21 protein-coding genes are annotated in these 26,737 nt (G+C 69.0%); 9 read left to right on the plus strand and 12 right to left on the minus strand.

Annotated elements, in window-relative coordinates; translation table 11 throughout:
- The coding region (locus tag BMY35_RS35480; protein ID WP_143080818.1) for a non-ribosomal peptide synthetase at positions 1-5,082 on the plus strand (5,082 nt) is incomplete at its 5' end.
- An 88-nt stretch (positions 5,083-5,170) separates the two neighbouring features.
- Here the strand turns inward: BMY35_RS35480 and BMY35_RS35485 are convergent.
- From BMY35_RS35485 to fhuF, 7 genes are all read right to left on the minus strand, one after another.
- Entirely contained in the window at positions 5,171-6,391 is a 1,221-nt protein-coding gene (locus BMY35_RS35485; RefSeq protein ID WP_093209680.1) for a PepSY-associated TM helix domain-containing protein, read from the minus strand.
- Between the two features lie 10 nt (positions 6,392-6,401).
- On the minus strand, positions 6,402-8,789 hold the full coding sequence (locus BMY35_RS35490) for a TonB-dependent receptor (protein WP_093209548.1): 2,388 nt from the start codon (positions 8,787-8,789) through the stop codon (positions 6,402-6,404).
- Between the two features lie 166 nt (positions 8,790-8,955).
- The gene (locus tag BMY35_RS35495) at positions 8,956-9,993 is read right to left on the minus strand and encodes a FecR family protein (protein ID WP_093209682.1); all 1,038 of its coding nucleotides are present in this window, start codon (positions 9,991-9,993) and stop codon (positions 8,956-8,958) included.
- A gap of 17 nt (positions 9,994-10,010) precedes the next feature.
- On the minus strand, positions 10,011-10,628 hold the full coding sequence (locus BMY35_RS35500; protein WP_093209549.1) for an RNA polymerase sigma factor: 618 nt from the start codon (positions 10,626-10,628) through the stop codon (positions 10,011-10,013).
- Positions 10,629-10,815: 187 nt separating this feature from the next.
- Positions 10,816-12,129, minus strand: a complete 1,314-nt coding sequence (locus BMY35_RS35505; protein ID WP_093209551.1) for a lysine N(6)-hydroxylase/L-ornithine N(5)-oxygenase family protein — start codon at positions 12,127-12,129, stop codon at positions 10,816-10,818.
- Positions 12,111-14,186, minus strand: a complete 2,076-nt coding sequence (locus BMY35_RS35510) for a GNAT family N-acetyltransferase (RefSeq protein ID WP_093209553.1) — start codon at positions 14,184-14,186, stop codon at positions 12,111-12,113. The genes BMY35_RS35505 and BMY35_RS35510 overlap by 19 nt, the downstream gene beginning before the upstream one ends.
- Before the next feature lie 96 nt (positions 14,187-14,282).
- Complete coding sequence (gene fhuF / locus BMY35_RS35515; protein ID WP_093209554.1) at positions 14,283-15,035, minus strand: siderophore-iron reductase FhuF; 753 nt, start codon at positions 15,033-15,035, stop codon at positions 14,283-14,285.
- 181 nt (positions 15,036-15,216) lie between these two features.
- On the opposite strand from fhuF, the gene BMY35_RS35520 reads away from it, so the two are divergent.
- Genes BMY35_RS35520 through BMY35_RS35530 form a run of 3 tightly spaced genes read left to right on the plus strand, consistent with a single transcriptional unit; the run spans position 15,217 to position 17,794 of the window.
- The gene (locus tag BMY35_RS35520) at positions 15,217-15,456 is read left to right on the plus strand and encodes a hypothetical protein (protein ID WP_093209556.1); all 240 of its coding nucleotides are present in this window, start codon (positions 15,217-15,219) and stop codon (positions 15,454-15,456) included.
- 41 nt (positions 15,457-15,497) lie between these two features.
- Positions 15,498-17,177 carry a cyclic peptide export ABC transporter gene (locus tag BMY35_RS35525; RefSeq protein ID WP_093209557.1) on the plus strand — a complete coding sequence of 560 codons (1,680 nt, stop codon included), beginning with the start codon at positions 15,498-15,500 and terminating at the stop codon, positions 17,175-17,177.
- Positions 17,178-17,233: 56 nt separating this feature from the next.
- Positions 17,234-17,794 carry a Fur family transcriptional regulator gene (locus BMY35_RS35530; RefSeq protein ID WP_143080819.1) on the plus strand — a complete coding sequence of 187 codons (561 nt, stop codon included), beginning with the start codon at positions 17,234-17,236 and terminating at the stop codon, positions 17,792-17,794.
- A 15-nt stretch (positions 17,795-17,809) separates the two neighbouring features.
- Here BMY35_RS35530 and BMY35_RS35535 read toward each other — a convergent pair whose 3' ends face one another.
- Positions 17,810-19,255: an FAD-binding oxidoreductase gene (locus BMY35_RS35535; protein WP_093209560.1), complete on the minus strand. Its 1,446-nt coding sequence runs from the start codon at positions 19,253-19,255 to the stop codon at positions 17,810-17,812.
- Positions 19,252-19,659 carry a DUF2069 domain-containing protein gene (locus BMY35_RS35540; protein ID WP_093209562.1) on the minus strand — a complete coding sequence of 136 codons (408 nt, stop codon included), beginning with the start codon at positions 19,657-19,659 and terminating at the stop codon, positions 19,252-19,254. Before BMY35_RS35540 ends, BMY35_RS35535 begins: the two co-directional genes overlap by 4 nt.
- Before the next feature lie 35 nt (positions 19,660-19,694).
- Between BMY35_RS35540 and BMY35_RS35545 the strand changes: the two genes are divergently transcribed.
- Positions 19,695-20,906, plus strand: coding sequence for a YihY family inner membrane protein (locus BMY35_RS35545; protein ID WP_093209563.1), 1,212 nt, complete (start codon positions 19,695-19,697; stop codon positions 20,904-20,906).
- Here the strand turns inward: BMY35_RS35545 and BMY35_RS35550 are convergent.
- The gene (locus BMY35_RS35550; protein ID WP_093209565.1) at positions 20,903-21,241 is read right to left on the minus strand and encodes an Mpo1-like protein; all 339 of its coding nucleotides are present in this window, start codon (positions 21,239-21,241) and stop codon (positions 20,903-20,905) included. The two genes, BMY35_RS35545 and BMY35_RS35550, sit on opposite strands and share 4 nt — an antisense overlap.
- 112 nt (positions 21,242-21,353) lie before the next feature.
- Between BMY35_RS35550 and BMY35_RS35555 the strand changes: the two genes are divergently transcribed.
- Positions 21,354-21,740: a thioredoxin family protein gene (locus BMY35_RS35555; RefSeq protein WP_093209566.1), complete on the plus strand. Its 387-nt coding sequence runs from the start codon at positions 21,354-21,356 to the stop codon at positions 21,738-21,740.
- 14 nt (positions 21,741-21,754) lie between these two features.
- Positions 21,755-22,417 carry an NAD-dependent epimerase/dehydratase family protein gene (locus tag BMY35_RS35560; protein WP_093209568.1) on the plus strand — a complete coding sequence of 221 codons (663 nt, stop codon included), beginning with the start codon at positions 21,755-21,757 and terminating at the stop codon, positions 22,415-22,417.
- On the opposite strand, the gene BMY35_RS35565 is transcribed toward BMY35_RS35560, so the two are convergent.
- The gene (locus tag BMY35_RS35565) at positions 22,401-23,369 is read right to left on the minus strand and encodes a LysR family transcriptional regulator (protein WP_093209570.1); all 969 of its coding nucleotides are present in this window, start codon (positions 23,367-23,369) and stop codon (positions 22,401-22,403) included. The two genes, BMY35_RS35560 and BMY35_RS35565, sit on opposite strands and share 17 nt — an antisense overlap.
- 128 nt (positions 23,370-23,497) lie before the next feature.
- On the opposite strand from BMY35_RS35565, the gene BMY35_RS35570 reads away from it, so the two are divergent.
- Together BMY35_RS35570 and BMY35_RS35575 are read left to right on the plus strand one after the other, a co-directional pair.
- Positions 23,498-24,925, plus strand: coding sequence for a M20 family metallopeptidase (locus BMY35_RS35570; RefSeq protein ID WP_093209571.1), 1,428 nt, complete (start codon positions 23,498-23,500; stop codon positions 24,923-24,925).
- 8 nt (positions 24,926-24,933) lie between these two features.
- On the plus strand, positions 24,934-25,923 hold the full coding sequence (locus BMY35_RS35575; protein ID WP_093209573.1) for a Bug family tripartite tricarboxylate transporter substrate binding protein: 990 nt from the start codon (positions 24,934-24,936) through the stop codon (positions 25,921-25,923).
- Between the two features lie 4 nt (positions 25,924-25,927).
- Here BMY35_RS35575 and BMY35_RS35580 read toward each other — a convergent pair whose 3' ends face one another.
- Positions 25,928-26,737, minus strand: a complete 810-nt coding sequence (locus BMY35_RS35580; RefSeq protein ID WP_093209574.1) for an alpha/beta fold hydrolase — start codon at positions 26,735-26,737, stop codon at positions 25,928-25,930.

Raw genomic sequence — 26,737 nt, forward strand, 5'->3', positions numbered from 1 at the left:
GCGTTGCAGACCGACCTGGCGGAGGACCTGCATGAGCTGGGCGTGGAGCTGTGGAACATGTACGGCCCGACGGAGACCACCATCTGGTCCAGCGCACAGCGCATCGGTACCGATGCCCCGAGCATCGGCGAAGCCATCCTCGATACCCGCCTGTTCGTGCTGGATGCCGATCTGCAGCCTGTGCCGCAGGGCGTGGCGGGCGAGCTCTACATCGGCGGCGTCGGGTTGGCGCGCGGCTACCTGCACCGTCCGGGCCTCAGCGCGGAGCGCTTCCTGGCCGATCCCTTCGGCACGGGCGGCGGGCGCATCTACCGCACGGGCGACATGGTGCGCTGGACCTTCGACGGCCGGCTGCAGTACCTGAGCCGGGTCGACCACCAGATCAAGATCCGCGGCTTCCGCATCGAGCTCGGCGAGATCGAGACGCAGCTGCTCGCGCAGCCGGAGGTGCGCGAGGCCGTGGTGGTGGCGAAGGAAGGGCCGGGCGGCGCGAGGCTGGTTGCCTACGTCTCGTTGTCGTCCGACGCGGACCCGCAGCTGCTGAAGGCGCGCATCGCGCAGGCGCTGCCCGAGTACATGGTGCCCGCGAGCATCGTGGCGCTGCCTTCGCTGCCGCTGAACATGAACGGCAAGGTCGACCGCAGGCAGCTGCCAGACCCGGAGCCGGCCGCCGAAGCGGCTTGCGAGCCTCCGCAGGGCGCGGTCGAGGAGGCCCTTGCCGCCGTCTGGCGGCAGGTGCTCGGCGCGGACAGGCAGATCGGCCGCCACGACAACTTCTTCGAGCTGGGCGGCGACTCCATCCTGAGCCTGCAGATCGTCACGCGCGCGCAGCGTGCGGGCTGGACGCTCACGCCCCGCCAGCTCTTCGAGCACCAGAGCATTGCCCGTCTCGCGCTGGTGGCGCAGGCCGCCGGTGCGAGCGAGGCTCGGCGCCCGCCACAGCCGCGCGGCAAGCCGCAGGACTTCCTGGCGGCGGATATCCTGGCGAGCCTGCCTTTCGCGGTGGGCGAGATCGAGGACATCTATCCACTGGCTCCTACGCAGGAAGGCATGTTCTTCCACTCGATGGAGGCGCCGGGCTCTGGTCTCTACGTGAACCAGCTCAGCGTGGAGATCGGCAAGGTCGATCCGGAACGCTTCGCCCGCGCCTGGGAGGCAATGGTGGCGCGCCACGCGATGCTGCGCACGGCCTTCCTCTGGCAGGCCGGCATGAAGCGCCCGCTGCAGCTGGTGCTGCGGCAGGCACCGGCACAGGCCGCCCGCATCGCGCAGCTCGACTGGCGCGGCAGCGCCGACGTGCAGCAGCGCCTGGCCGAGCACGTGCGGCAGGAGCTGCTTCGCCCGGTCGACTGGCTGCAGCCGCCGCTGGCCCGCGTGAGCCTGATCCGGCTCTCCGAGGACCGGCATCAACTGGTCTGGACGCATCACCACATCCTGTCCGACGGCTGGACCGACTCGCGCCTGCTGGGCGAATGGCTGGCCTGCTATGCGGGAGAAACGCCGGCTTCGGTGCTGCCGGAGTACGGCGACTACGTGCGCTGGCTGCAGCGCCAGGACGCCGGTGCGGCCGAGTCCTTCTGGAAGTCCGAGCTCGCGCTGCACGATGGTCCGACGCTGCTGTCCGAGCCGAACCGCGACGCCGGCGCACACGAGGGCTTCGAGAAGATCTACACGCGCCTGTCCACCGAGGAGACGGCCGCGCTGCAGCGCTTCGCGCAACGCGAGCGCGTGACGATGAACACGCTGGTGCAGGCCGCCTGGGCGCTGCTGCTGCAGCGTCACACCGAGCGCGAGCACGTGATCTTCGGTGCCACGGTGGCCGGCCGGCCGGCCAGCCTGCCGGGCTCCGAGGACATGATGGGCCTGTTCATCAACACCATTCCCGTCGCCGTCTCGCCGCAGGCGCACCAGACTGTGGGCGACTACCTGCGCTCCGTGCAGGAGCGCAACCTGCGTGCCCGCGAATACGAGCACTCGGCACTCGCCGACGTGCAGCGCTGGGCCGGCTCGGCCGGCCGGCCGCTGTTCGACAGCATCGTTGTGTTCGAGAACTTCCCCGTGGACCAAGCCATGAAGCAGCTCGACCGCTTCGGCCTGCAGTTCGGCGAGGTCGCCGGCGGCGGGCTCACGGGCTACGCGATGGACCTGCAGGTCACGATGGGCGACGTGCTGGAGATCGAGTATTGCTACGCGCGTGCGTCGTTCGCCGACGAATCCGTGCGTGCGCAGCGCCAGCAGATGGAGCACCTGCTGCGCCGCATGACGACGGATGCCTCGCGTCCGGTGGGCGAGCTCGGCTGGCTCGACGCTCCGCTGGAGACGGCCGTGCTCGGGCTGGGACGCGCGGAGCACCTGCGGGCGCTCGATGCGCAGGCCGGCCGCACCATGGTGCATTGGCTCATCGAGGCGCAGGCGCGGCAGCGGCCCGACGCCATCGCGCTGCTGCTGGGCGACGACGAGATGAGTTATGCGCAGCTCAATGCGCGCGCCAACCGCCTCGCGCGTCATCTGCGCTCGCTCGGCGTGGGGCCGGACCGGCTCGTGGGCGTGGCGCTGGAGCGCTCGCTCGACACCATCGTCGCGCTGCTCGCGGTGCTCAAGGCGGGAGGTGCCTACGTGCCGCTCGACGCGGCCTATCCGGCGGACCGGCTGGCCTACATGCTGGGCGACAGCGGCGCGATGCTGCTCGTCACTCAGCGCAGCGTGCTGCCGCGCCTGCCGGAGACGGCGGTGCCGCGACTGCTGCTCGACGAACTGGCGCCGGAAGCGCTCGATGCCCTGAGCGACACCGACCCGGCGCCCGCCGTGGGCGTCGACAACCTCGCCTACGTGATCTACACCTCGGGCTCGACGGGCATGCCCAAGGGCGTGGCCGTCACGCACGGCCCGCTTGCCATGCACTGCCAGGCCACCGCGGACATCTACGGGCTGAATTCGCATTCCTGCGAGCTGCACTTCATGTCCTTCTCTTTCGACGGCGCGCACGAGCGCTGGCTCACGCCGCTGTGCGTGGGGGCTGGCCTCGCGCTGCGCGACAACGAGCTGTGGACGGCCGAGCAGACCTACGAGGCGCTGCACCGCTACGGCGTGACCACCGCCGCGTTCCCGCCCGCGTACCTGAACCAGATCGCCGACTGGGCCGCGCCGCGCGACGACGCGCCGCCGGTGGAGCTCTACGTGTTCGGCGGCGAGGCCATGCCCAAGGCTGCCTACGACAAGGTACGGACGCACCTGAAGCCGCGCATGCTCATCAACGGCTACGGGCCGACCGAGACGGTGGTCACGCCGCTGATCTGGCGCACCGAGGCGAGCCGGACATTCGACTGCGCCTATGCGCCCATCGGGCGCCCGGTGGGCGAACGCACGGCCTACGTGCTCGATGCCGACATGCAGCCGGTGCCCGAAGGCGTGGCGGGCGAGCTCTACATTGGCGGCTACGGCCTGGCACGGGGCTACCTGGGACGCAGCGCCCTGACCGCCGAGCGCTTCGTGGCGGATCCGTTCGGAAGCGCCGGCGAGCGCCTGTACCGCACCGGCGACCTGGTGCGCTGGATGTCCGACGGCAACGTCGAGTACCTGGGGCGCGTGGACAACCAGGTGAAGGTGCGCGGCTTCCGGATCGAGCTCGGCGAGATCGAGGCGCGACTGCTCGCCGTGCCGGGCGTGCGCGAGGCGGCCGTGGTCACGCACGACGGCACCACGGGGCGCCAGCTCGTGGCCTACGTGGTCGCGGACGATGGGGAAGCACCGCCGCAATGGCCGCAGCAGATCCGCCAGCAGCTGGGCGCGCAGCTTCCCGACTACATGGTGCCCTCGCACGTCGTGGTGCTGCCCAAGCTGCCGCGCCTGGTGAGCGGCAAGCTCGACCGCCGCGCGCTGCCGGCCCCCGAGGCGGAAGGCGCGGCGCGCGCGTACGTGCCGCCGTCGACCCCGCAGGCCGAGCAGCTTGCACGTATCTGGCAGCAGGTGCTGGGCGTCGAGCAGGTGGGCGAGACCGACAACTTCTTCGAGCTGGGCGGCGATTCGCTGCTGAGCCTGAAGGTGATTGCACAGGTTCGCCGCCTGCGCGATCCGAAGCTCGACTTCAAGCTGCGCGACCTGATGCGCTGGCCGACCATCGGTGGACTGCTGCATGCGATGGGCGCCGCCGCGCAACAGGAGGGCAACCTGATCGCTCTCAACGGCGAAAGCCGGGGCGGCGGCATGCCGGCACTGTTCTGCATCCATGCCGGCATGGGCACCGTGTTCGACTACCGCCCGTTGGCACAGCGGCTGCAGGGCGCGCGCACCGTCTACGGGCTGCCATGCCGCTCACTCACCGACGCCGCGCATCGCGATGTATCGATCGCGCAGATGGCAGCCGACTACTGCGCCATGATCCGCAAGGTGCAGCCCGAAGGGCCTGTGCATCTGCTGGGATGGTCGCTGGGCGGCACGCTGGCAGCGGCCATGGCGGCGTGGTTCGAGGCGCGGGGCCAGTTGGTCGCGTTCCTGGGGCTGGTCGATCCCTATGTGCCGATGGAGTCCGATGCGTCCGCGCATGCGGCAGCGGCCGGCGGCGAAGAGGCGTGGCAGGACTTCACCGATTTCGTCTCGATCGCGCTGCCCGGCGTACGAACAGAATCGGTGAAGGCCGACGGCTTCGGGCTCGACGAGGCGGTCGTGGCCACGGCGCTGGACGGCCTGCTTTCGCAGATGCGGGAGCAGGGAGAGCAGTCTGGCGCTGCGGGCCTTCACGCCGGCTATGCGGCCCTCGGCAGCCAGGAGCTGGCGCGCATCTTCATCGTGGCGCGGCACCTCAAGGCGCTTTCGCTTCAGACCGATGCGCTGCCCGCGCTTCAGTGCCGGACGGACTGCTGGTGGATCGCGGGACGCCTGGCGGCGCATCGCGATGCGCTCGCCCGGCAGCTCGGCCAGCCTGTGCCGGCAGACCGCGAACTGGCGCTGGGGCACTTCGAGATCGTGCGCAGCGCTGCCTTGCTTGACGAGATCGTGGCGGTGCTCGCGGCGGCGGTACCCGAGTCGGGCGAATCGGGCGATTCGCGCGGTTCGGCGACACGCCAGCACCACGAGGCCGCGTAACGGAACGGCGCCCTCCCGTCAGGGGAGGGCGCTCTCGAATCCGGAAGGGATGAAGCGGTGCCGGAAAAAGAAGCCGAGCGACCCGGGCTCAGGTCGCGACGGCCGCGCCGCGCGCCGGCTGCAGGCTGGCCGCGCGTACCTGGGCGCGGCGCTTGCGCATCCAGATGACCACTCCGGTCACGCTGAGCATTGCCACCGCCAGGCCCATGAGCGAGATCATGATGCGTCCCGGCAGGCCGAGGATGCGGCCCGAATGCAGCGGGAACTGCGCCTGCAGGAAGATGTCGCCCGCACTGCCGGTACCCGGCACGTTGGTGCCCGCGAGCGCGCCGGTGATTCCGTCGATGTAGAGCCAGGGGTTGCCGAGACCGCCGTCGCCGTGGTCCTGGCCGGGCTCGAAGAAGCCGACGCCGTAGATGCCGTGGCGTGCCGAGTAGAAGACACCGCCGGGCGGCGCGGTCCAGCCCCTGCGCGTGGCGTCCGATTGCGCCAGTGCGATGGCGCGCTCGCGCGTGATCGCGGGTTCGATCGGCCGCTCCAGCGGCGCTGGCGTGCGGGTCGAGAAGACGTTGGGCGTGAGCGGCGAGAAGAACGACACCACCGGACGCATCACCTGGTCGCCGAGGTTCATCGAGATCGATGTCGTCGCGAGGATCAGCAGCAGGGCCCAGACCCAGACGCCGCCGGAGCGGTGCAGGTCGAAGTTGAGCTTGTGGCCGCCCTGGCGCCAGCGGAAGGCGAACGACTTGCGCCACGACTTGCGGCTGGGAAACGACAGCCACAGCGCAACGAAGCAGTCGAGCGTCCAGACGATGGCCACCAGCCCCATCAGCCACATGCCGAACTCGATGTCCCACCGGTCGGGAATGTGCAGGCTGTAGTGCAGCTTGTAGAGAAAGGGCAGCAGGTTCTCGCGCGACAGCGAGATGGCGCCCCACTCGCGCGTGCCCTGCACGACGCCGGTAGCGGGGTCGAGCGCCATCTGGTTGAACCCGGGCTCGTGGAGCCGGCCGGTGGCAGGGTCGACGCGGGCGTCGACCGACATCGACAGCGTGTGGCCGGGCTCGATGAAAAGAGGCAGGTAGTTGACCCGCAGGCGCGGATCGACCGCCTCCACCTGGCGTGCGAGCTCGAGCGGCGGAATGGGCGACGACGTGGCGCCGCTCTTCGCGTCGAACAGGACGGGATTGAGCCATTCGTCGAGCTCGTGGTCCCACGAGATCACCGCGCCGGTGAGCCCGGAGACGAACAGGAACAGCGCGGCGAACAGCCCCGCCCAGCGATGGAAGATGCCGAATGCCGCGCGCATGCCGGTCAACTCAGAACTGCACCTGGGCCGAGAACGCGATGCTGCGCGGTGCGCCCACGTAGTAGCTGTTGAGCCAGTAGCTCTTGTTGGTCACGTTGCTCACGTTCAGGCGCAGGGTGACCGGCTTGCCCGAGACCTTGGTGGCGTAGCGCATGCCGATGTCGGCGGTGGTCACGCCCGGCAGGCGGTCGGTGTTGGCGGCGTTGGCCCATTGCTTGCCGGTGTAGTAGATGCCGCCGGTCAGGCTCAGGCCCGGAACGGGGAGTTCGTACTCGGAGTAGATCTTGGCCACGACCTTTGCCACGTTCATGGGCGCGTTGCCGTTGAACTCGGAGCCCTTCACCTTGGCGTCGAGCGCGGTGATGCCGCCCACCACGGTCCATTTGTCGGTGACCTTGCCCGAGGCGTTGAACTCGATGCCCTTGTGGTTCTGGCGGCCGCTTTGGGTGTAGACGTTGTTGGCGTCGGTGAATTCGTAGGCCTTCTCGATGTCGAACAGCGCGGTGGTCAGCAGCATGTTGCCGACGGTGGCCTTGATGCCGATTTCCTTCTGCCGGCTGACCATCGGCGCGAGGATCGAGCCGAAGTTGCTCGCGGTGTCAGGCGCGGTGCCGCCCTGTTCCAGGCCCTCGATGTAGCTGGCGTAGGTGGTCAGCCAGGGCACCGGCTTGTACATGAGCGAGACCGAGGGCGAGTTGCGGCTCTTGTTGTAGTCGGGCTGCGACGGAGCTCCGGTGGAGTCGAGCGACTGCGTGCGGATGTTGCTGTGATTCACGCCCAGCAGCAGCGACCATTGGTCGTTGAACTGGATGTTGTCGCCGATCACGTAGTTGGAATTGACCACGCGGCCCGAGTAGTAGGGCGCGGAAAGGCTCGGCGGGAAATACGGCTCGGGCACGTAGGTCGGCGTGTTGAAGGGGTAGGGGCCCTGCCAGCCGGTGTTGGGGTTGCTGCGCGTGCTCCACGACCGGTCGGAATACATGTAGTAGCCGAGGGTCAGCTTGTGCGCGACCGGGCCGGTGTTGAAGCTGATGTCGGCCAGCGCGGAGCCGGCGTCGAAGGTGTCCTTGGTGCGGCCCGAGCGGATGCGGATCTGGTTGTAGCCGTCGGTGGAGGACACGCTGTTCATGGTGTGGTCCTGCACCGGGCGGTCGATGTTGTCGCGCATGTAGGCGGCGCGCAGCGTCACGTTGTCGTTGAGCCGATAGGTCGCCTTGCCCATGAGCTTGGTGTTCTCGAACTCGTCGCGCACCCAGGGCTGGCTCCAGTTCCTCTTCGCGTCGGGGGCGCGGCCGTGCGGCACGCCGTCGAAGAACCAGTAGGCGGAAGTGCCGGAGGTCTTGTACTTGTTGTAGACCGCGTTGAACTCGAGCAGCAGCCTGTCGGTCACCTGCCAGTCGACCGCGGCGCTGACCAGCGTGCGGTTGATCTTCTGGTCGTCGATGGCGGTGGAGCCTTCCTGCTTGACCACGTTCAGGCGGTAGCCGGCGCGGCCTGCCTCGTCGAAGCGGCCGCCGAAGTCGCCGTGGACGTAGCCCTGGCTGCCGCCGTAGTTGCCCACCGTGACGCTGTTGAGGCGCTCCATGGTCGGGCGCTTGTACACGTAGTTGATCATGCCGCCCGGCGAGGCCGCGCCGTAGAGGAAGCCCGAGAGGCCGTTCAGGATCTCGACGCGCTCCTTGTCCTCGAGCACCGCCGCATGGTTGTAGACGCGGCGCAGGCCGTCTTCGGCGATGTTCGATCCCTCGAAGCCGCGGATGCTCACCAGCGGGCTCCAGCTGGTGATCTGCGGGGTGGAGGTGCGGGTGGACGGATTGAGCTTGTAGATGTCGTCGGGCGACTGCGCCTGGATGTTCTGCATCAGCTCGCGCGGGACCACGCTCATGGAGAAGGGCGTGTCCTGCAGGTTCATGCTGCCCAGCGGGCCGAGCGACGACACGGTCTTGGCGCGGTAGCCGTCGGCGGCGGTGCCGTCCTTCTGCAGGGCAGACGAGTCGTTCTCGGCGTCCGCGGTGACCAGCACCTGCGGCAGGGTCCGGCCGGAATCCGTGGTGGTCGCGGAGCGGATGACGAACGCGCCGCCTTCGCGCGAGGCACCCAGGCTGCTGCCGGCGAGCAGCCTGTCGAGCGCCTGCTGGACGGTCAGGCGGCCCGAGACCGCCGGGGCATTGACGCGCGAGACCAGGTCACCGGAAGCCAGCACCTGGGTGCCGGTCTGACGGGAGAGTTCGTTCAACGCCGCCGCCAGCGGCTGCGCGGGCACGTTGACTTCGTAGGTCGGCGCGGTCGCCTGCGCGGTCGCTTGTGCCGAAGCGAGGCCGCTCCAGCTGACGAAGGTGGTTCCGAAGGCGGCGGCGAGCGCGGCGCTCAGGAGGCGGTGGCGAGGCGAAGAACGCATGTGTCAGGGCTCCAGTTCAAGTAAATGCGACGTATTCGTACTTTTGGGCGAAAGAACCCACGAAAATCGGAGTCCTGGCGCTTCTCAAAGTAAGACGTTTGAACTCGCCAAACAGAGACACCCCCCGCTTCCGGCGGGCGCAGGCCTTGGGGCGGCAGCGCTTTTTTCAGCGTGCCTGCAGTTCCACGCTGCCGTCCGGGCGGGGTACGGTCGTCACCGGGAGGATGGTCGGCAGTACTTCCACGAGGCCCACGGAATCGTTGGTACGGAAGCGACCGGAGAGCCGCATGGCGTCGATGCGGGCGTCGGCACTGACGATGGGGCGGGTGCGATAGCTGTTGACCACCGCCAGGGCGTCGCCCAGGGGGGTGTTGTCGAACACCAGCCAGCCGTCCCGCCATGCGGACAGCGCGCGGGCGTCGGCTTGCCGCACCGTGTCGGCGTGACCGTCCTGCACTTCCACGAGTTCGCCCGCTCGCAGGTCGACGACCTGCACGGTGGGCGTCTCGCCGTGCTGGCGGGTGGCCTGGACCTGCACGCGGACATGCCCCTGCTCCACCCCCACGGTGATCGGTCCGCCACGGTCGCGCACCGTGAAGACCGTTCCGACGACCTCGATGATCGCGCCGCGCGTGTGCACCAGGAAGGGGCGCTGCTTGTCGTGTGCCACTTCGAATCGCACTTCGCCGCGCGCCATCTCGACGATGCGGCGCTGGCGGTACAGCGTGACTTCGATCGCGCTCTGCGGTGCGATGTCGAGCTGACTGCCCGAGGCATCGGCAATGCCGTCCGGCAGCGTTACCTTCAGCATCTGTGCGGTACGGGTGCCGTAGGCCGAGTGAAAGACAGGCTGCTGCCAATACCACTGCACGCCGCGGCCTGCGACGAGTCCTCCGGCCACGAGCCCCGCGATGGAAAGCAGCAGCTTGCGACGCTGCGGCGCGCGGGCGGATGTCGCGGCCGCCGCTGCGGCAGCCATGCCGGCAGCCGGCGTGTCGAAGTGCGCGCGCAGGTCGTCGGCCATGCCGCCGAGGGCGTCCCAGCGATGGCGAGCCTCCAGCAGCGCGGCCGCGTGCTGAGGCGATCTGTTGCGCCATTGGCTCAGGGCCATGCGGGCGCGCTGCGCGGCCTCGCCGGGAGCGACTTCGCCTTCCACGATCAGCGCGAGGGCGCGCTCGATCAGCCGTTCGCTCGGAGCGCTCATCGCCATGCCGCCGTGGCTCACGAGAAGTCTTCGGCCAGTGCGGCGTCGAAGCCTGCGCGGCCCTGCACGTGCTGCGGCTCGATCATTTCGGCGCGCAGCTCGGCGAACACGCGCGAGCAATCGATGGTGGCGCGCAGCAGATGCTTGGCTACGGCCATTTCGGTGACGTTCAGCTGCTGCGCGATTTCCGCGCGCGTGTGTCCGTAGGCCCGGAACAACAGGAACACCTCACGCCGGCGCGGCGGAAGCTTTTCCATCACCTCGACCACCCGCGCCAGCACACGCTGCTGGGCCAGGATGAATTCGCTGGACGGCGCCACGGGATACGTGCTGACCGTGGCATGCGTGCCGACCCACTCCTGCGCCACCTTGCGGCGGCGTGCCTCGTCGATGCAGAGGTTGCGGGCTACGCGAAAGAGCAGGGCGCGCGGCGATTCGATGCCTGCGCCGTCCTTCGCGTCGTCCGGCGAAGCTTCGATGCGTGCTGCACCGGGCGACTTCGTGGCCAGCGCGTACACCCGCTCGAAGCTCGACTGGGCGATGTCGGCGGCGTAGTGGGGATCCCTCAGGTCGCGAGTGAGCTGTCGGCGCAAGTCCGCATAGTGAGCTACAAGTTCCTGGACGAGGTCGCGCATCCGGCAGCCTTCTCGCAAGCATCGACGATGGGCCCCGGAAACCGGCCGCTGGTCATGCTCGCGGAGTCGCCGCCTCCTTCCGGGAGCAACGAAATCGGCGCGCTGGCACTGCGTCTCGGCGACCCCGGGGAATGGGGTTAATAAGAACTATTCTTATTAAGTGTATCACCGAGCTGTGTCCTGACAGTTAAAGCACGGCTGCGGCGCGTGGTGCGCGTTCGGCAGCCTGCGCGGTCGGCTGCACCGGGCGCGGATTCGCATTCAGCAGCGCCTGGCCGATTTCGTCCGACCGTATCGCTGTGACCGACAGCAGCGTGTCGCTCAGTCCGTGGCTGGTTTCGCAGGCGCCCTGCAGGAAGATGCCCGGCTTCAGCTCCGGCGTGGCCAGCAGCCGGTAGTTGCGATCGACGGCGAAGTCGCCCAGGTAGGAGGCGAGCGGATCGAGCAGCGACCTGTGCGCATCGCGCGCATAGCCGGTGGCCAGGATCACGACGTCGTAGGCCTGGTTGCCGCGCTGTTCGGTGTTGAGGTCGTGCAGCGACAGGTGGATGCCGTCCGGCGCGGCGCGCACGGCCGACACCTCGTGGCGCCGCAGGAAGCTGTGGCGCGCCACGCCCGCCACGCGCTGGCGATAGAACACGTTGAAGATCTGCTGGATCAGCTCCAGGTCGGGCGCCGCGTAGTTGGTGTGCCAGAACTCCTCCAGCAGCTCGGCGCGCTCGGGTCCGGAGCGGTTGAACACGAAGTCGGTGAAATCGGCATTGAAGATCTCGTTGACGAAGGGGCTGTCGTCCGAAGGCTTGATCGAGCGTGCCCGCATGATGAGGTCGACAGCCGGCTTGTTCGGATGGCTCTGCAGGTCCATGAAGATCTCGGCCGCGCTCTGGCCGGCGCCCACGATGGCGATGCGCTTGGCGTCCGGATGCTTCGCGATCGCCTCCAGGTAGCTGCTCGAATGGAACACGCGCACGTCGTCCCTGAAGGGCTGGAAGCGCGCAGGAATGTTCGGCACGCCGCCAACGCTCACCACCAGGTTGCGCGCCAGCCGCTCGCGCACGGTGCCGTCGGCTTCGCGCGAGCGCACGCGCAGCATCTGCACCTCGGTGCCGCGCATCTCCGGCACCACCTCGAACACCGCCTCGCCGTACGCGCAGCGGTCCTCGAACTGCGCCGCGGCCCAGCCGAGGTAGTCGTTGAATTCGTGGCGGCTCGGGAAGAAGGTCTTGAGGTTGACGAAGTCCTGCAGGCGCTGCTTCTCGTGCAGGTAGTTCAGGAAGGTGAAGCGGCTCGCCGGGTTGCGCAGCGTCGCCAGGTCCTTGATGAAGGAGATCTGCATGTGCGCGTTGTCCAGCAGCATGTTCTTGTGCCAGACGAAGCCCGGCTGCTTCTCTATGAACAACGCATCCACGAACTGGCCGTGGTGGCGCTTCTCGTCGAGGGCGATCGCCAGGGCGATGTTGGACGGGCCGAAGCCGACGCCGATCAGGTCATGGATTTGCATGTGGTGTCCTCAGTGGGAAGTTCGGCGCGCTTGGCCGAAGTTGGCGAAATGGTGGGTTGCTCCCCTTGGGGAATCCAGAGGGCCTCGCCGAAGAAGCGTTCGCGCAGCAGCATGCCCAGCATGGCCCGCTTGTGCGGAAAGTCGAACTCCTTCACGTGCGCGTAGCCGCAGCGGCCCAGGCTCTTGATCATCTTGTGGTTGTCCGCGCGCGGCTCGATCACGATGCGCTGCGTGCGGCAGTCGTCGAGAAAGAGGTAGTGCGACACCGAAGGCATCCACGCCGTGAGAAACGGCTTGCCGCGAAAGCGCGCCTCGCCGATCAGCGCGTGCCAGCCGCGGTCGTGGTCGCCCGCGTCGTAGAAGGGCGCGATGCGGTCTTCCTTGGCCCAGTACACCTCGAAGTAGCCGAAGGCTTCCCCGTCGAGCCGGCCGATCAGTCCTGTGACGCGCGGGTCCGCCGCGATGGCGTCGAGATACGCGCGGTGCTTGGCGAGGTCGCCTTGTTCTTCCCAGAAGTAGGACACCACCGGGTCGTTCATCCAGCGGTTGAAGGCGGGAAGGTCGCGTTCGATGTCCACGGTGTCGAGCGTCAGCGTCTGCGACAGCCATGGAATGTGACGTTGGTAGACCGTGCCGACTGGCTTCGTCGGGCGCAGCGGATGGCGCTTGCCCTGGCTCATCACGTGGCGCTGAGCGAACGGCTCTCGCGGGTTGCGCTGCCATACGCGCGGCAGCTGCCAGAAGCCTTCGCGCGCCACGTTCGGCGATTGGCCGGCGCCGAGGCTGATCGCCCCCGCGTCGACCAGGCGCGTGAGGCTTGGCAACGGAGCCTGCAGCGACAGCGTCTTGCACTCCGGATGACGGACGAAGGCCGCTTCGATCGCTGCCAGCAGATGCGCTTCGGCTGGCTCCTGGTCGGCGTCGAGCGGCCATTCCAGACGCAGCGTGCCGGCCTGCCCGCGCAGCGTCCAGCGGCTGGCCGGCTCGTTGCCGGCCTGCGGACCGACCGTCAGCTTCGTCGCGTCGATCCTCGCTTCGAGCGGATGGCCGTCGGGGTGCGCGTGGAACACCCACGCACCGATCGACGCTGGCGTGGATGCCGCGTCGGCCGGGCGCCGGAACGCCTCGGCCAGCACCTGCGCGAGCGAAGAGCGCAGGGTGTCCGCCTCTTCCACCACCTGGCTCAGGCGGGCGAAGTCGTGGACCATGCCTTCGTGCACCTCGAGATGCGTGCGTACGCCGGCTTCGTGCAGGCGCGCGGCGTAGGCCTTGCCCTCGTCCACCAGCGGGTCGTATTCGGCCAGCACGATGTGCGCGGGTGCGATGCCCTGCAGGCTCCGCGCGGCGAGCGGGGCGAAGCGCCAGTCCTGGCGGTCGTCCTCGCTGCGCAGGTAGTGCCCGAACATCCATTGCAGCGTGCGCTGCTCGAGCAGGTGCCCGCTGGCATAGCGGCGGTGCGATTCGCTGTCCTGGCGGATGCTGGTGCAGGGGTAGAGCAGCACCTGCAGCAGCGGCTGCGGGCGGCCGGCGTCGCGCGCGGCAAGCGTCAATGCCGTGGCCAGCGTGCCGCCGACGCTGTCGCCTGCGAATGCCACGCGCGTGGTGTCGAGGCCGTGCGTGCCGCCGTGTGCCGCCAGCCACAGGGCGGCGTCTTCGGCGTCGTGGAAGGCAGTGGGGAACCTGTGTTCCGGCGCGAGACGGTAGTCGATGGCCAGCACGGCGCACGGTGTGCGTTGCGCGAGGGCGCGGCACAGCGCGTCGTGCGAATCCAGCCCGCCGACGACATAGCCGCCGCCATGGAAGTAGAGCAGGGTCGGCAGCGGCGCACCGGTGGCGGCACCCCGGTACAGCCGGGCGCGCAGCGTGGCGCCGTCGCGGGCGCGCAAGGCTATGTCCTCGACGGGCAGGTCGGGCCCGACGCCGTCGAGCGCCAGGGTCGACTGGTCGTAGCTGGCGCGGGCCTCGTCGGGCGACATGTCGCACATCGGCGGGCGTCCGTCCTCCTCGGCGAGGGTGGCCAGTTCGAGGAAGGCTTCGAGATCGGGATGCAGTGGCATGGGTGTCGCAGTGGCACCCGTGAATGGATGCATACCCGCAGAAGACGCGCCGCCCGGTCGTTTGTTTAGCCGGGCGTGTGGTTTTCGGGCGCTGTCTCAGTCCCGCGTCTTGCGGAATTCGGGAGCGAGCGGGCAGACGCCGCAGTAGCCCTCTTCGGGCAGCAGGTAGTAGAGACAGCACTGCCGGTGCAGCGTGAGCGATACCGGCGTGCCGGACTGCATGCGCACCACCTTGCGCGGCACCGTGAACAGCGGGTTGTCGCGGCAGCCCCAGCGCGGCTGGTGAAGCAGGTGGTCCAGGTCCTTCGCGATGGACGGCGCGTGGCCGCTCAGCGCCAGGCCCTGCTCGAGCACGGGTTCCAGGTAGCGCGCGACGTTGCCCCAGAGGATCTTGGGTGCGACGCGCGTCAGCCTCGTCAGCTGCTCGAAGAGCGGCGCAAGGTGCTCGGAAAGCAGCTCCGCATAGCGCACGGCCGTGTCGGTGCCGGTGAGCGTTCGCCCCTCGTGCGTGATGTGAAAGCGCAGCGGCACGGCGCCGTCGGCGAAGCTGATCCATACCTGCGACGGAGCCATTGGAAAGCCGTGCTGCAGCAGGCTGGCCGCGGCCGCCACTGGGGGGAGCAGGGCATTCAGGTAGTGCATGCTCCAGGCCGAGGCCACCGGCCGCAGGTCGGGTCTGCGCACGCGCCGGTGCCGGGCGTGCCGGTGCAGCAGCGCGGCAAGAAGCTCCGGATCGGCGATCAGCGCGGCCACCGGCACGGCGTCCGCTGGCGGCTGCTCGGCGCATGCCAGCGATTCGCCGTAGACGGCCCATTCGCCGCGGAAGATCGGCGCCAGCAGAGGAATCATCGGAAAGGCCCGGGCGCGAACGCGCAAGTCGTGCTCATCCAGTTGGAGACGGACGGGCTGCCCGAAGATTTAGTGCGAGGAATAGTTCACAGAACTGCGACGCGGCAATGACACGCGCTAAACATCCGACGGCGGGCCGCGTCTATCCACGCATCCACAGCAGTCCAGGCGTCCAGATGCGATGAACTCCCGACACCACGTTCCTTCCGATCCGGCTTTCAGCGAGGCCTGGCGGCTCTTTCGCGAGTTGCACGACGCCCCGTCGCTCGAGCGCGCGGAGAAGCTGGTCCTGTGGCTGGGGCGCGATGCGAGGCATGTGCGTGCGCTCGACGAGGCCCTGACCCTGTGGGCCCTGGCCGGCGCGGCCATGGTGGGGTCGGCTCCCGGCGACGAGTCGCGCCAGGAGCCGACGCTGCAGTAGCGGGCGGCTAAACATTCCGGCCGCCGGTCCGTCATACCGTCATGCAAACCCAACCCGTCAGCGCCAAGGCGACCGATCTGCTCCGGCTGCTGAAACCCTTCACCCCCTGGATCGCGCTTTCCGCCGTCACCGGCATCGGCGCGGGCGCGGCTACCGTGGCGCTGCTGGCGACCATCAACGAAGTGCTCAGCCGGCCCGGCGGCATGGCCGGCGGACTGCTGCTGACCTTCATCGCGCTGTGCGTGGTGGCGCTCGTCGGCCGCGCGCTCTCGGACATGTCGAACAACGTCGTGGGCCAGCGCCTGGTCGCGCAGGTGCGCAAGGATCTGGCCCTGCGGATCCTTGCGGCGCCCATCGACGCGCTGGAGCGCTATCGCATGCATCGCCTGATGCCCGTGCTCACGCAGGACGTGGACATGATCAGCGACGTGGCCTTCATGCTGGCCGCCACCATGATCTCGCTGGCCATCGCGCTGGGTTGCCTCGGCTACCTCGCCTGGCTGTCGCCGGCGCTGTTCGGCCTGCTGGTCGTGGCGATGCTGATCGGCGTGGCCATCCAGAGCTGGGCCCACAGCCGCGGTATCGCGGGTTTCTTTCAGTCGCGCGAGAAGGAAGAACTCCTGCACAAGGCCTACCGCGGCATCAGCGAGGGCGCCAAGGAGCTGCGCATGCACCGCGCGCGCCGCTCCAGGGTGTACGAGGGGCAGATCGAGCGCACCGTCGACGACATCCGCGACATCAACCATCGCGCCATCAACACCTTCGTGCTCGCCACCTCCTTCGGCTCGGCGCTGTTCTTCCTGCTGATCGCGCTGATCCTCGGCTGGGCCGCGTGGCGCACGACCGACTCGGTGGTGATCAGCGGCTTCGTGCTGGTGCTGCTGTTCATCAAGGGGCCGATCGACCAGATCGTCGGCGCGATGCCGCATCTCGGCCGGGCCAAGGTGGCCTTCGGGCGCATCGCCGACCTGTCGGCGCGTTTCGCCACGCCGGAGCCGTACCTGCACCTCGATTCGCCGCCCACCTCGCCGCCGCTGCGCGATGCCATCGAGCTGCGCGGCGTGCGCTACGCCTTCGATACCCCCGAGGGCGGCGAGGCCTTCGTGCTGGGACCGGTGGACCTGCAGATCGGCCGCAGCGAGATCGTCTTCGTCGTCGGCGACAACGGCTCGGGCAAGACGACTCTCATCAAGCTGCTGCTGGGCCTCTATGCACCGCAGCAGGGCGAGGTGGCGCTCGACGGCAAGGTCGTCACGCCGGAGACGCGCGACGACTACCGCCAGCTTTTCACCACCGTGTTCTCCGACTTCTACCTGTTCGAGGACCTGGTCGCCGGCGAGGAGGGTGGCCACCAGGCGCTGCCGGAAACCGCGCTGCCTTACCTGCAGCGGCTGGAGATCGCGCACAAGGTTTCGGTGAAGGACGGTGCCTTCAGCACCACAGACCTGTCCACCGGCCAGCGCAAGCGGCTGGCGCTGGTGCATGCGTATCTCGAAGGCCGCCCGGTGCTGGTGTTCGACGAATGGGCCGCCGACCAGGACCCGACCTTCCGCCATCTCTTCTACACAGAGCTGCTGCCCGAGCTGCGCGCCAAGGGGCACTCGCTGGTCGTCATCTCGCACGACGACCGCTATTTCCACGTGGCCGACCGCATCGTGCACATGAAGGCCGGGCGCGTCGCGCAGGTCACCACCACGCCGGCGCACGGCCTGGCCGCCTGAGGGCAGGCGGCCGTACAGGCAAGCAGGCAACGAACAGGGCAGGAGCGGTCGAGCCGGTGGCAGTTTCAGCAGCAATGCAATACGCGGCGGCACCCGCGAGCGAGAGCTTCTCGGTGCAGTTGCGCAGCATGGGCATACGGCCCACGGTCATCCGCCTCTGCGTGTTGCAGACGCTGGCCGAAAGCGGTTCCGAGTGGCTGGGCGGCGAAGAGGTGTTCCGCCGCATGCTCGCGCGCGGCACCGCAACGGGACTTGCGAGCGTCTACCGCGTGATCAAGGAGCTCGAGAAGGCCGACCTCATCCAGCGCGAATGGGAGCGCAGCCTGGGCGGCGTGCGCGCGGTGCACCGGCTGCGGCGGCCGCACATGGCCGAGAGCAAGGTGCGGCTGAGCTGCGGCGGCTGCAACGCTAGCGTCGAGGTGATCGACGAGGCACTGCACCAGGGGCTGATGCGCGCCGCTCAGGCGCATGGCCTGCGCGCCGGCGGGCCGGTCACGGTGCATCTGGGCTGCATGGAGTCGGATTGCGCGCGCTGCGACGACGCATTGCCGGCGGCGACCGGCATGCAGAGGCCGGACGCGGCGACGGCCGCATCCGTCAAGCTCCACGTCCGCTAGGCCGGTGGGGCCAGCCTAGACCCGGATCACGCGCCCCGGATTCAAAATGTTCTTCGGATCGAGCCCGCGCTTGATCGCCCGCATCATCTCCAGCGCCACCGGCGACTTGTGCTTCTCGAGCTTGTCGACCTTGAGTGAACCCACGCCGTGCTCGGCCGAGAACGAGCCGCCGAACTTCTCGACCGCGTCGTACACCAGCGTGTTGATGCGCTCCTCCTCGTTCTTCAGGAAGGCCTTGGTATCGACGTTCTCCGGCGCCTGCACGTTGTAGTGCAGGTTGCCGTCGCCCAGGTGGCCGAAGTTGACCAGCCGCACGCCGGCGATCTCGCGTGCGAGCAGCGCGTCGGTCTCCTGCACGAAGGCCGGGATGCGCGAGACGGGAATCGAGATGTCGTGCTTGATGTTCAGGCCTTCCTCGGCCTGCGCGAGCGGGATGCTCTCGCGGATGTGCCACAGCTGGTGCGCCTGCGTGAGGTTCTCTGCCACCACGGCGTCGGTCACGCAGCCGTCCTCGAAGGCGGTTTCGAGCAGCGCCTCGAAGCGCGCGCGGGCATGGTCTTCAGATTCGCTGTCGGAGTTCTCGAGCAGCACGCAGTAGGGCACGGCATCGTCGTCGATGAAGGGCACGCGCAGCTGGGGCATGTGCTTGTCGACCAGGCTCAGCGCGAACTTGCCCATCACCTCGAAGCCGGTGAGCCCCGGGCCCAGGTGCTTGTGGGCGAGACCAAGCAGCGTCACCGCGTGGTCGAGCGAAGGCACTGCGGCCCAGGCCGTGAGCTGCGCGGCGGGCAGCGGGTAGAGCTTCATGGTCGCCGCGGTGATGATGCCCAGCGTGCCCTCGCTGCCGACGAACAGGTCGCGCAGGTCGTAGCCGGTGTTGTCCTTGCGCAGGCCGCTGGTGCCTTCCCAGATCTCGCCCTGCGGCGTGACCACCTCCAGGCCCAGGCACAGCTCGCGCGTGTTGCCGTAGCGCACGACCTGCGTACCGCCCGCGTTGGTGGCCAGGTTGCCGCCGATGGTGCAGCTGCCCTCGGCTGCGAGGCTCAGCGGGAACAGGTAGCCCTGCTTCTCTGCGGTTTCCTGCAGGGTCTGCAGGATGCAGCCGGCTTCGACCGTCATCGTGAGGTTGGCGGCGTCGATCGTGCGGATCGCGTTCAGGCGCTGCAGGCTCAGAACCACCTGCGTGCCGCTGTCGTCGGGAATGGAGCCGACCGCGAGGCCGGTGTTGCCGCCCTGCGGGATCACGGCCGCGCCGGCCGCGGCGCAGGCCTTGACCACGTCGGCCACCTGCTGCGTGTTGGCCGGCCGCACCACGGCCAGCGACTTGCCGCGCGAGCGCTTGCGCCAGTCCTGCTCGTAGGCGGTGAGGTCGCCCTCGTTGAGCACATGCGACGCGCCGACGATGGCGCGCAGTTGTTCGATCAGGGAAGCGGAAGAAGCAGAAGCGGCGGTTGTGTTCATTGGGCGGAAGCCTCCAGTTGGCGGGCAGCGTTCTTGGCGTGGCGCAGGCGCAGTCGCACATGCCATGCGCAGGCGGCGAAGAGCACGAGGCACAGCAGCACCTCGATCAGCGCGAGCACCTGGCCCGTGCCGTTGGTGTCGCTCCAGGCGCGCACCACGCCCTCGGTGAAATAGAGCCAGATCATCAGGCTGACCCAGCGGTAGGTGTACATGCGGTTCTTCCACAGGCCCGCGAGCGGAATGACGAGCGGCAGCACCTTCAGCGCCATCAGCGAGCCGCCCGGACGCAGCGGCGCGAGCCAGAGTTCCCAGGCAAGGCCTAACACGATGAGGCCGAGCAGGCTGCCCACGGCGGCCCAGCGGGTGGCGCGAACGGAAGATGGAGGAAGCGGGGTGTCGGACACGGTGGGCGGCGGGCGCTGCGAAAAGGGCGGATGGCATGATACCGGCCATGAATCGACGGCAGCTCTGGAGGGATCTTTCGCGCTTTCCGTGGCGCAACACCGCGGCGGTGCTGGGCGAGCGTTTCCGCGAGGATCGGCTCGGCCTCACGGCCAGCAGCCTGACCTTCACCACCACCATCGCGATGGTGCCCTTCTTCACGGTGGCGCTGGCCCTCTTCACCGTGTTCCCGATGTTCGCGAAGATGCAGGGCCGCCTGCAGCGCTGGCTCATCGAGAGCCTGATTCCCGACAACATCGCGCGTCAGGTGCTGGGCTACCTGAACCAGTTCGCGAGCAAGGCCAGCGGGCTGGGCATCGCGGGCCTGATCGTGCTGCTGATCACCGCCATCGCGCTGATCCTGACCATCGACAAGACGCTCAACAACATCTGGCGCGTGCGCTCGCCGCGGCCGTTCGCGCAGCGGGTGCTGATCTACTGGGCCGCGATCACGCTGGGGCCGATCATCCTCGCGGTGAGCCTCTCGACCACTTCCTACGTGGTCTCGGCCACCAGCGACGTGGTGGGGCGCGGCATGGTGAAGCTGTTCTTCGACACCTTCGAGTTCGCGCTGCTGGCAGTCGGCATGGCGTCGCTGTACCACTATGTGCCCAACACCAACGTGCGCTGGTCGCACGCCTGGGCCGGAGGCATCTTCGTGGCGGCGGCCATCGAGATCGCCAAGCGCGTGCTGGGCTACTACCTGAGCCTGGTGCCGACCTACTCCGTGCTGTATGGCGCCTTCGCCACGGTGCCTATTCTTCTGGTGTGGATCTACGTGGCCTGGGTGATCGCGCTGCTGGGCGCGGTCATCGCGGCCTACCTGCCGAGCCTGCTGACGGGCGTCGCTCGGCGCGGCGGCACAGCCGGCTGGCCGCTGCAACTGGCGATGGAAACGCTGCAGCACCTGGCCCGCGCACAGGCCACGCCGGCCAAGGGCATGGGCGCGACCGAACTGGTGACGCGCATGCGCGTCGATGCGCTGCAGCTCGCGCCGGTGCTCGAGACGCTGGTGGCGCTCGACTGGATCGCGCCGCTGGCGGAAGAACCAGCCAACGAAGACCCGCGCTACGTGCTGCTCGCAGACCCGTCGACGCCCATCGAGCCCTTGCTGAAAGAGTTGCTGATGCCGCAGGCCGAGCCGCTTGAGGACCTGTGGCAGAAGGGGCCGCTGCGCTCGCTGAGGCTTGGCGACGTGCTCCTGATCTAGATCTTTACCCTGCCGAGCCAGATGTCGCGGTACATGGCCCAGTCGCCCATGAAGGAATAGAGCGGTCGCTTGAACGAGGCCGGCTTGTTCTTCTCGAAGCCGAAGTGCCCGACCCAGGCGAAGCCGTAGCCCGCCACCAGCCCGGCCAGCAGCCACAGCGGGTTGAGCGTGACCACCAGCGCCACCAGGCACAGCAGCGAGATTGTCGAGCCCGCGAAGTGCAGCCGCCTGCAGGTGATGTTGGCGTGCTCGGTCAGGTAGAAGGGATAGAACTCCGCAAAGCTCTTGAATTGGCGCGGATCGACGGCAGATCCCGAGGCAGTCGTGGTGTTCATCGAGGGTCTCCTGTATCCCCCGGATCTCGTGGAATGGGGGCTTTGTCCATAATAGCCACGACCTTCCGGCCGCACCATCCGGCCTTCCGATCACACCACTGACGCATCAGCCTTGAGCGCTCTACCCAGCACCCCCGAATCCGTCGATCCGGCCGGCAGCGATGCGCCGTGGGTCGTCTGCCTCTGCGCCGAATGGTGCGGCACCTGCCGCGACTACCGGCCGCTGCTCGAAGAAGTGGCTCGCGCGAACCCGCAGTTCCGCTTCGCCTGGGTCGACATCGAGGACCACGCCGACATCGCCGATGCCTTCGACGTCGAGACCTTCCCGACCCTGCTGGTCGCGGGCGCGGACGGCACGCGCTTCCTGGGCCCGCTGCTGCCGCATGCCGAGACGCTCTCGCGAATGCTCTCCGCGCTGCAGCCGCCGAAGCCCTCGAGCCTCGACGTCGACCTGCTGCTGGCCGTGCTCAACAAGAAGCCCACCGTCTTCACGGTCTGACCGGAGCCCCTCCCATGAAAGTCCTGATCTTCGGCGCCACCGGCATGGTGGGGCAGGGCGTGCTGCGCGAGTGCCTGCTGGCGCCCGACGTGGAAAGTGTCGTCGCGGTCGGCCGAAACCCCACGGGGCAACAGAACCCGAAGCTGCGCGAGCTGGTCCACAAGGACATGTACGACTACGGCGCCATCGAATCGCAGCTGCAGGGCTTCGACGCCTGCTTCTTCTGCCTCGGCGTGTCGTCAGTGGGCATGAAGGAGCCCGAGTACAAGCGCATCACCTACGACCTGACGCTGGCCGCCGCCACCGTGCTCGCGCGGCTCAACCCGGGCATGACCTTCACCTACGTAACGGGCGCGGGCACCGACAGCAGCGAGCGCGGCAGCAGCATGTGGGCGCGCGTGAAGGGCGCGACCGAGAACGCGCTGCTGCGCCTGCCCTTCAAGGCGGCCTACATGTTCCGCCCCGGAATGATCCAGCCGCTGCACGGCATCCGCTCGAAGACGCCGCTGTACGACGCGGCCATCGTCGTGCTCAGGCCCGTGCTCGGGCTGGCCTTCCGCCTCTGGCCGAACCGGGTGACGACCACCGAGAAGGTGGGCCGCGCGATGCTGGCGGTGGCGCGCAACGGCGCGCCGAAGCCGATCCTCGACCCAGCGGACATCAACGCCCTGGGCTGATCTCTTTCTTCGTTGCGCCGGAAGCCTGCGCGCGCCCCAGCTTGCGCCGGCCCGCGCTGGCGATCGCCGCGACCAGGTGCCGCACGAAGTCCTGCGCCAGCGGCGGCAGCGTGCGGCCCTCGAGCGCCAGCACCTGGAGCTGGCGCTGCTGCAGCGGCGCTTCCGCGAAAGGCCGTGCCACCACCGTGCCCGCGTCGATCAGGTGCATCACCGTGAGCAGGCCCGACAGCATCACGTCGGGCGTGCGCAGCAGCGGCAGCAGCACCGACGAGAAATTGCTCACGAAGAGCGCGTGGTACTGCAGCCCCTGCAGGCTGCAGGCCTGGTCGAAGAGCTGGCGCGCGGTCACGCCCTTGTCGCCCACGGCCAGCGGGTAGCGCACCACGTCTGCCACCGACACCACGCGCTGGCGCGCCAGCGGATGGTCGGGCCGCAGCACCGCGTACACCGGTGCTGTGGCCGAGTGCTCGATCTTCAGGCCGGACTCGGGCGCGACCACGTACTTGAGCGCGATGTCGGTCTCGCCGCGCGCCAGCAGCGCGCTCACGCCATCGGGCGAGCCCACGTGCAGCTCGAGCTGGCAGCCCGGGTTCGCCGACTCGAAGCTGCGCATCACCAGCGGCATGAAGTGCCCCGCGAAGCCTTCGGTGCAGGCCATGCGGATTCGCCGCGCGCCCAGCCCGCCGAGGTCGCGCACCTGCTCGATCACCTGCTCGATGTCGAGCTGCGCATTGCGCAGGTGCGCGGCCAGCCGCTCGCCGGCGGCGGTGAGCGCCATGCCGCGCGCATGCCGCTCGAAGAGGGGCGTGCCCAGGCTGTCTTCCAGCTTTGCGATCTGCCGGCTCACCGCCGACGAGGCCACGAACAGCCGGGCGGCAGCCTGGTTGACCGAGCCGCTGCGCGCCACTTCGAGGAAGTGCCGCATCGGGATGCTGAGGAGCGGTAGCGTCATGACAGGGGGTAAAGCGTCCGATGTATTGCCTTCAAGGCAATGGTAGCTTGCCAAAACGATGCTGGAAGCATCGGCCCGCAGGCCTTGTACTTGCTCTCCCGACGGACAGAAAGACAAGGAACCCCTTCATGCAACGCCCGGACAGCCTCGCCGCTGCAGCCGCCTACTTCGATGGAGGCGGCTTCTTCGCCGACCTCCAGCGCCGAGTCGCCTTCCGCACCGAGAGCGACACCGGTGCCGCCACGCCCGCGCTGGAGGCTTACCTGCGCGAGGAAATGATCCCGCCGCTCGCGGCGCTCGGCTTCGCCTGCGAGGTGATCGCCAACCCGGTGCCCGGCGGCGGCCCCTTCCTCATCGCGCGCCGCATCGAAGACCCGTCCCTGCCCACTGTGATGACCTACGGCCACGGCGACGTGGTCAGCGGGCAGGACGCGCAGTGGCAGGAAGGCCTCGCCCCGTGGGCGCTGACCGTGCGCGGCGAGCGCTGGTACGGGCGCGGCACGGCCGACAACAAGGGCCAGCACAGCATCAACATCGGCGGCCTCGCGGCGGCGCTGGAGGCGCGCGGCGGGCGCCTTGGCTACAACGTGACATGGCTCGTCGAAATGGGCGAGGAGGCTGCCTCGCCCGGCCTGCACGCGGTGTGTGCGCAGCAGCGCGACAAGCTGCGCGCCGACCTGTTCATCGCGAGCGACGGCCCGCGCGTGAGCGCGGCGCGGCCTACGCTGTTCCTCGGCTCGCGCGGCGCGGTCAACTTCAGCCTGCGGCTGCGCGCCCGGCCGCGTGGCTATCACTCGGGCAACTGGGGCGGCGTGCTGGTCAATCCCGGCACGGTCGTCAGCCATGCGGTGGCCTCGCTGGTGGATGCGCGCGGGCGCATCCTCGTCGAGGCGCTGCGGCCTCCACCGGTCACGCAGGCCGTGCGCGATGCGCTGGCCGGCATCGCCATCGGCGGCGGTGCGGACGATCCCGAGGTCGACGAGGGCTGGGGCGAGCCCGGCCTGAGCGCGGCCGAGCGGCTGGTGGCCTGGAACACCATCGAGGTGCTGGCGCTCGGCGCAGGCTCGCCGCAGCGGCCCGTCAACGCGATTCCCTCGGAGGCCGTGGCGCATTGCCAGCTGCGCTTCGTGGTCGGCACGCCGTGGCGGGACCTGGAGAAGATCGTGCGCGAGCATCTCGACGCGCATGGTTTCGAGCAGGTCGAGGTGCAGGTCACGCTGACCGGCGCCGCGACGCGACTCGACGTCGAGAACCCCTGGGTGGGCTGGGCGCGCCGGTCCATCGAGCAGAGCAGCGGCCAGCGCCTGGATTTGCTGCCCAACCTCGCGGGCTCGCTGCCCAATGACGTCTTCGCCGACCTGCTGGGGCTGCCCACGCTGTGGGTGCCGCATTCGTACCCCGCCTGTGCGCAGCACGCGCCCAACGAGCACCTGCTCGCGCCGCTGGCGCGCGAGGGCCTGCAGATCATGGCCGGCCTCTACTGGGACCTGGGCGAGCCGGGGCTCGCACCGTGGGCCGCCGGTCGGCTGCCGCAATCCGTTTCCTCCCTTTCCTGACACGCACCATGAGCCTCGCCATTTCCCGCCGCCGATTCGGCCTGCTGCTTTCCGCCTCCGCCGTGCTGGGCACCCATGCGCCCGCTTTCGCCCAGGGGGCGTGGCCCGACCGCCCGATCAGGCTGGTCGTGCCGTTCCCGCCGGGCGGCGGTACCGACCTCGTGGCGCGTGCGATGGGGCAGACGCTGTCGGAGCATCTGGGCCAGCCCATCGTGATCGACAACAAGCCCGGTGCCTCCACCATCATCGGCACCGACGCGGTCGCCAAGGCCGCCCCTGACGGCTACACGCTGCTGCTGTCGGGCTCCACCAGCTTCAGCGTGAACCCGGCCCTGCGCGCGAAGCTGCCCTACGACACGGTGCGCGACCTCGCGCCCATCGCCATCGTGGCACGCACGCCGCTGGTGCTTGTGGTGGGCAAGGGCACGCCGTGGCAGTCGCTGCCCGAGCTCATCGCGGCGGCCAGGGCGAAGCCGAAGAGCATCCGCTACGCCACATTCGGCTCGGGTTCGGGGCCGCACCTGGCGGGCGAGCTGTTCGCGATGGCCGCGGGCATCCAGTTGCAGGACATCCCGTACAAAGGCAGCAGCCAGGGGGCGATGGCGGTGATCGGCGGCGAGATCGAGATCGGCATCGACACCGTGGCTTCCGTGGCGCCGCACGTGCGATCGGGCAAGCTGCGCGCGCTCGGCATCGTGGGCGCGACGCGCTCCAGCATGCTGCCCGAGGTGCGCACGCTGGCCGAGCAGGGCCTGCCCGACGCCACCTTCGATGCCTGGTACGGCTTCGCCGCGCCGGCACGCACGCCGGCTCCGGTGATCGACAAGCTCGCCCGCACGGTGGTGGCGACCATGGGCAACCCGGCGCTGCAGGCGCAGCTTCGCACGCAGGGCATGGAGCCGGTGGCCATCGGCGCGGCGGCGTTCCGCGCGCAGATGGAAGGCGAGATCTCGCGCTACCGCGCGCTCGCCCACCGGGCGGGCATCGCGGCGGAGTAGGCGCTCAGGCGGCCGTCACGAAGTCGCGCAGCGCGAACAGCACTGCGTCGGGCGCCTCGCTCATCAGCGCGTGGCCGGCGTGCACCGTCACCACCTTGGCGTTGCGCGCCTTGCCCACCAGCGCCTTGGTGGCGCGCGGCGGCGTCATCTGGTCGGCGTCGCCCAGCAGGAAGAGCACCGGGCACTGCACCTTCTCCATCGCGGCCTCGCCGTTGGCGTAGTCGTTGCAGGCCTTGAAGCCGATGTGGAACACGTTCGCCTCGCGGTTGCTCGCGAGCACGCGGCGCATCAGCGCGCGCGAGCTGCCGTAGAGCCAGGTGCCCGGGCCGAGCGAGGAGGGCGGTGGCGCGAGCAGCGAGTGCGAGAAGGTGTTGACCATGGCGATGGCGCGCTGCGGATCGCTCACCGAGCTTTCGAGCAGCGCGGGCGACACGACCATCGGATAGGCCGTGCCGACCATCGCGAGGTGCGTGATGCGGTCGGGGGCGCGCGAAGCCGTTTCGAGCGCGATCAGCGAGCCGAAGCTGTGGCCGACCAGCGCGGCCTTGCGCACGCCGGCCGCGTCGAGCAGCGCGATGACGAATTGCGCCGCCTCTTCCACGCTGGCCGGCGGCGGGCCCTCGCTCTTGCAGTGGCCGGGCAGGTCGACCGCGAGCACGTTCCAGCCGTGGTTGGCGAACCAGCGGCTCTGCAGGATCCACACGCTGTGGTCGTTGAGCACGCCGTGGACGAAGACGACCGTGGGCTTGGCCGCGTCGAAGGGCTTGCCGCCGGTGTAGCAGTAGGTGGTGTGGCCGTTGACGGTGTAGTTCAT

Source organism: Variovorax sp. YR750 (assembly GCF_900109805.1).
Taxonomy (GTDB): domain Bacteria; phylum Pseudomonadota; class Gammaproteobacteria; order Burkholderiales; family Burkholderiaceae_C; genus Variovorax; species Variovorax gossypii.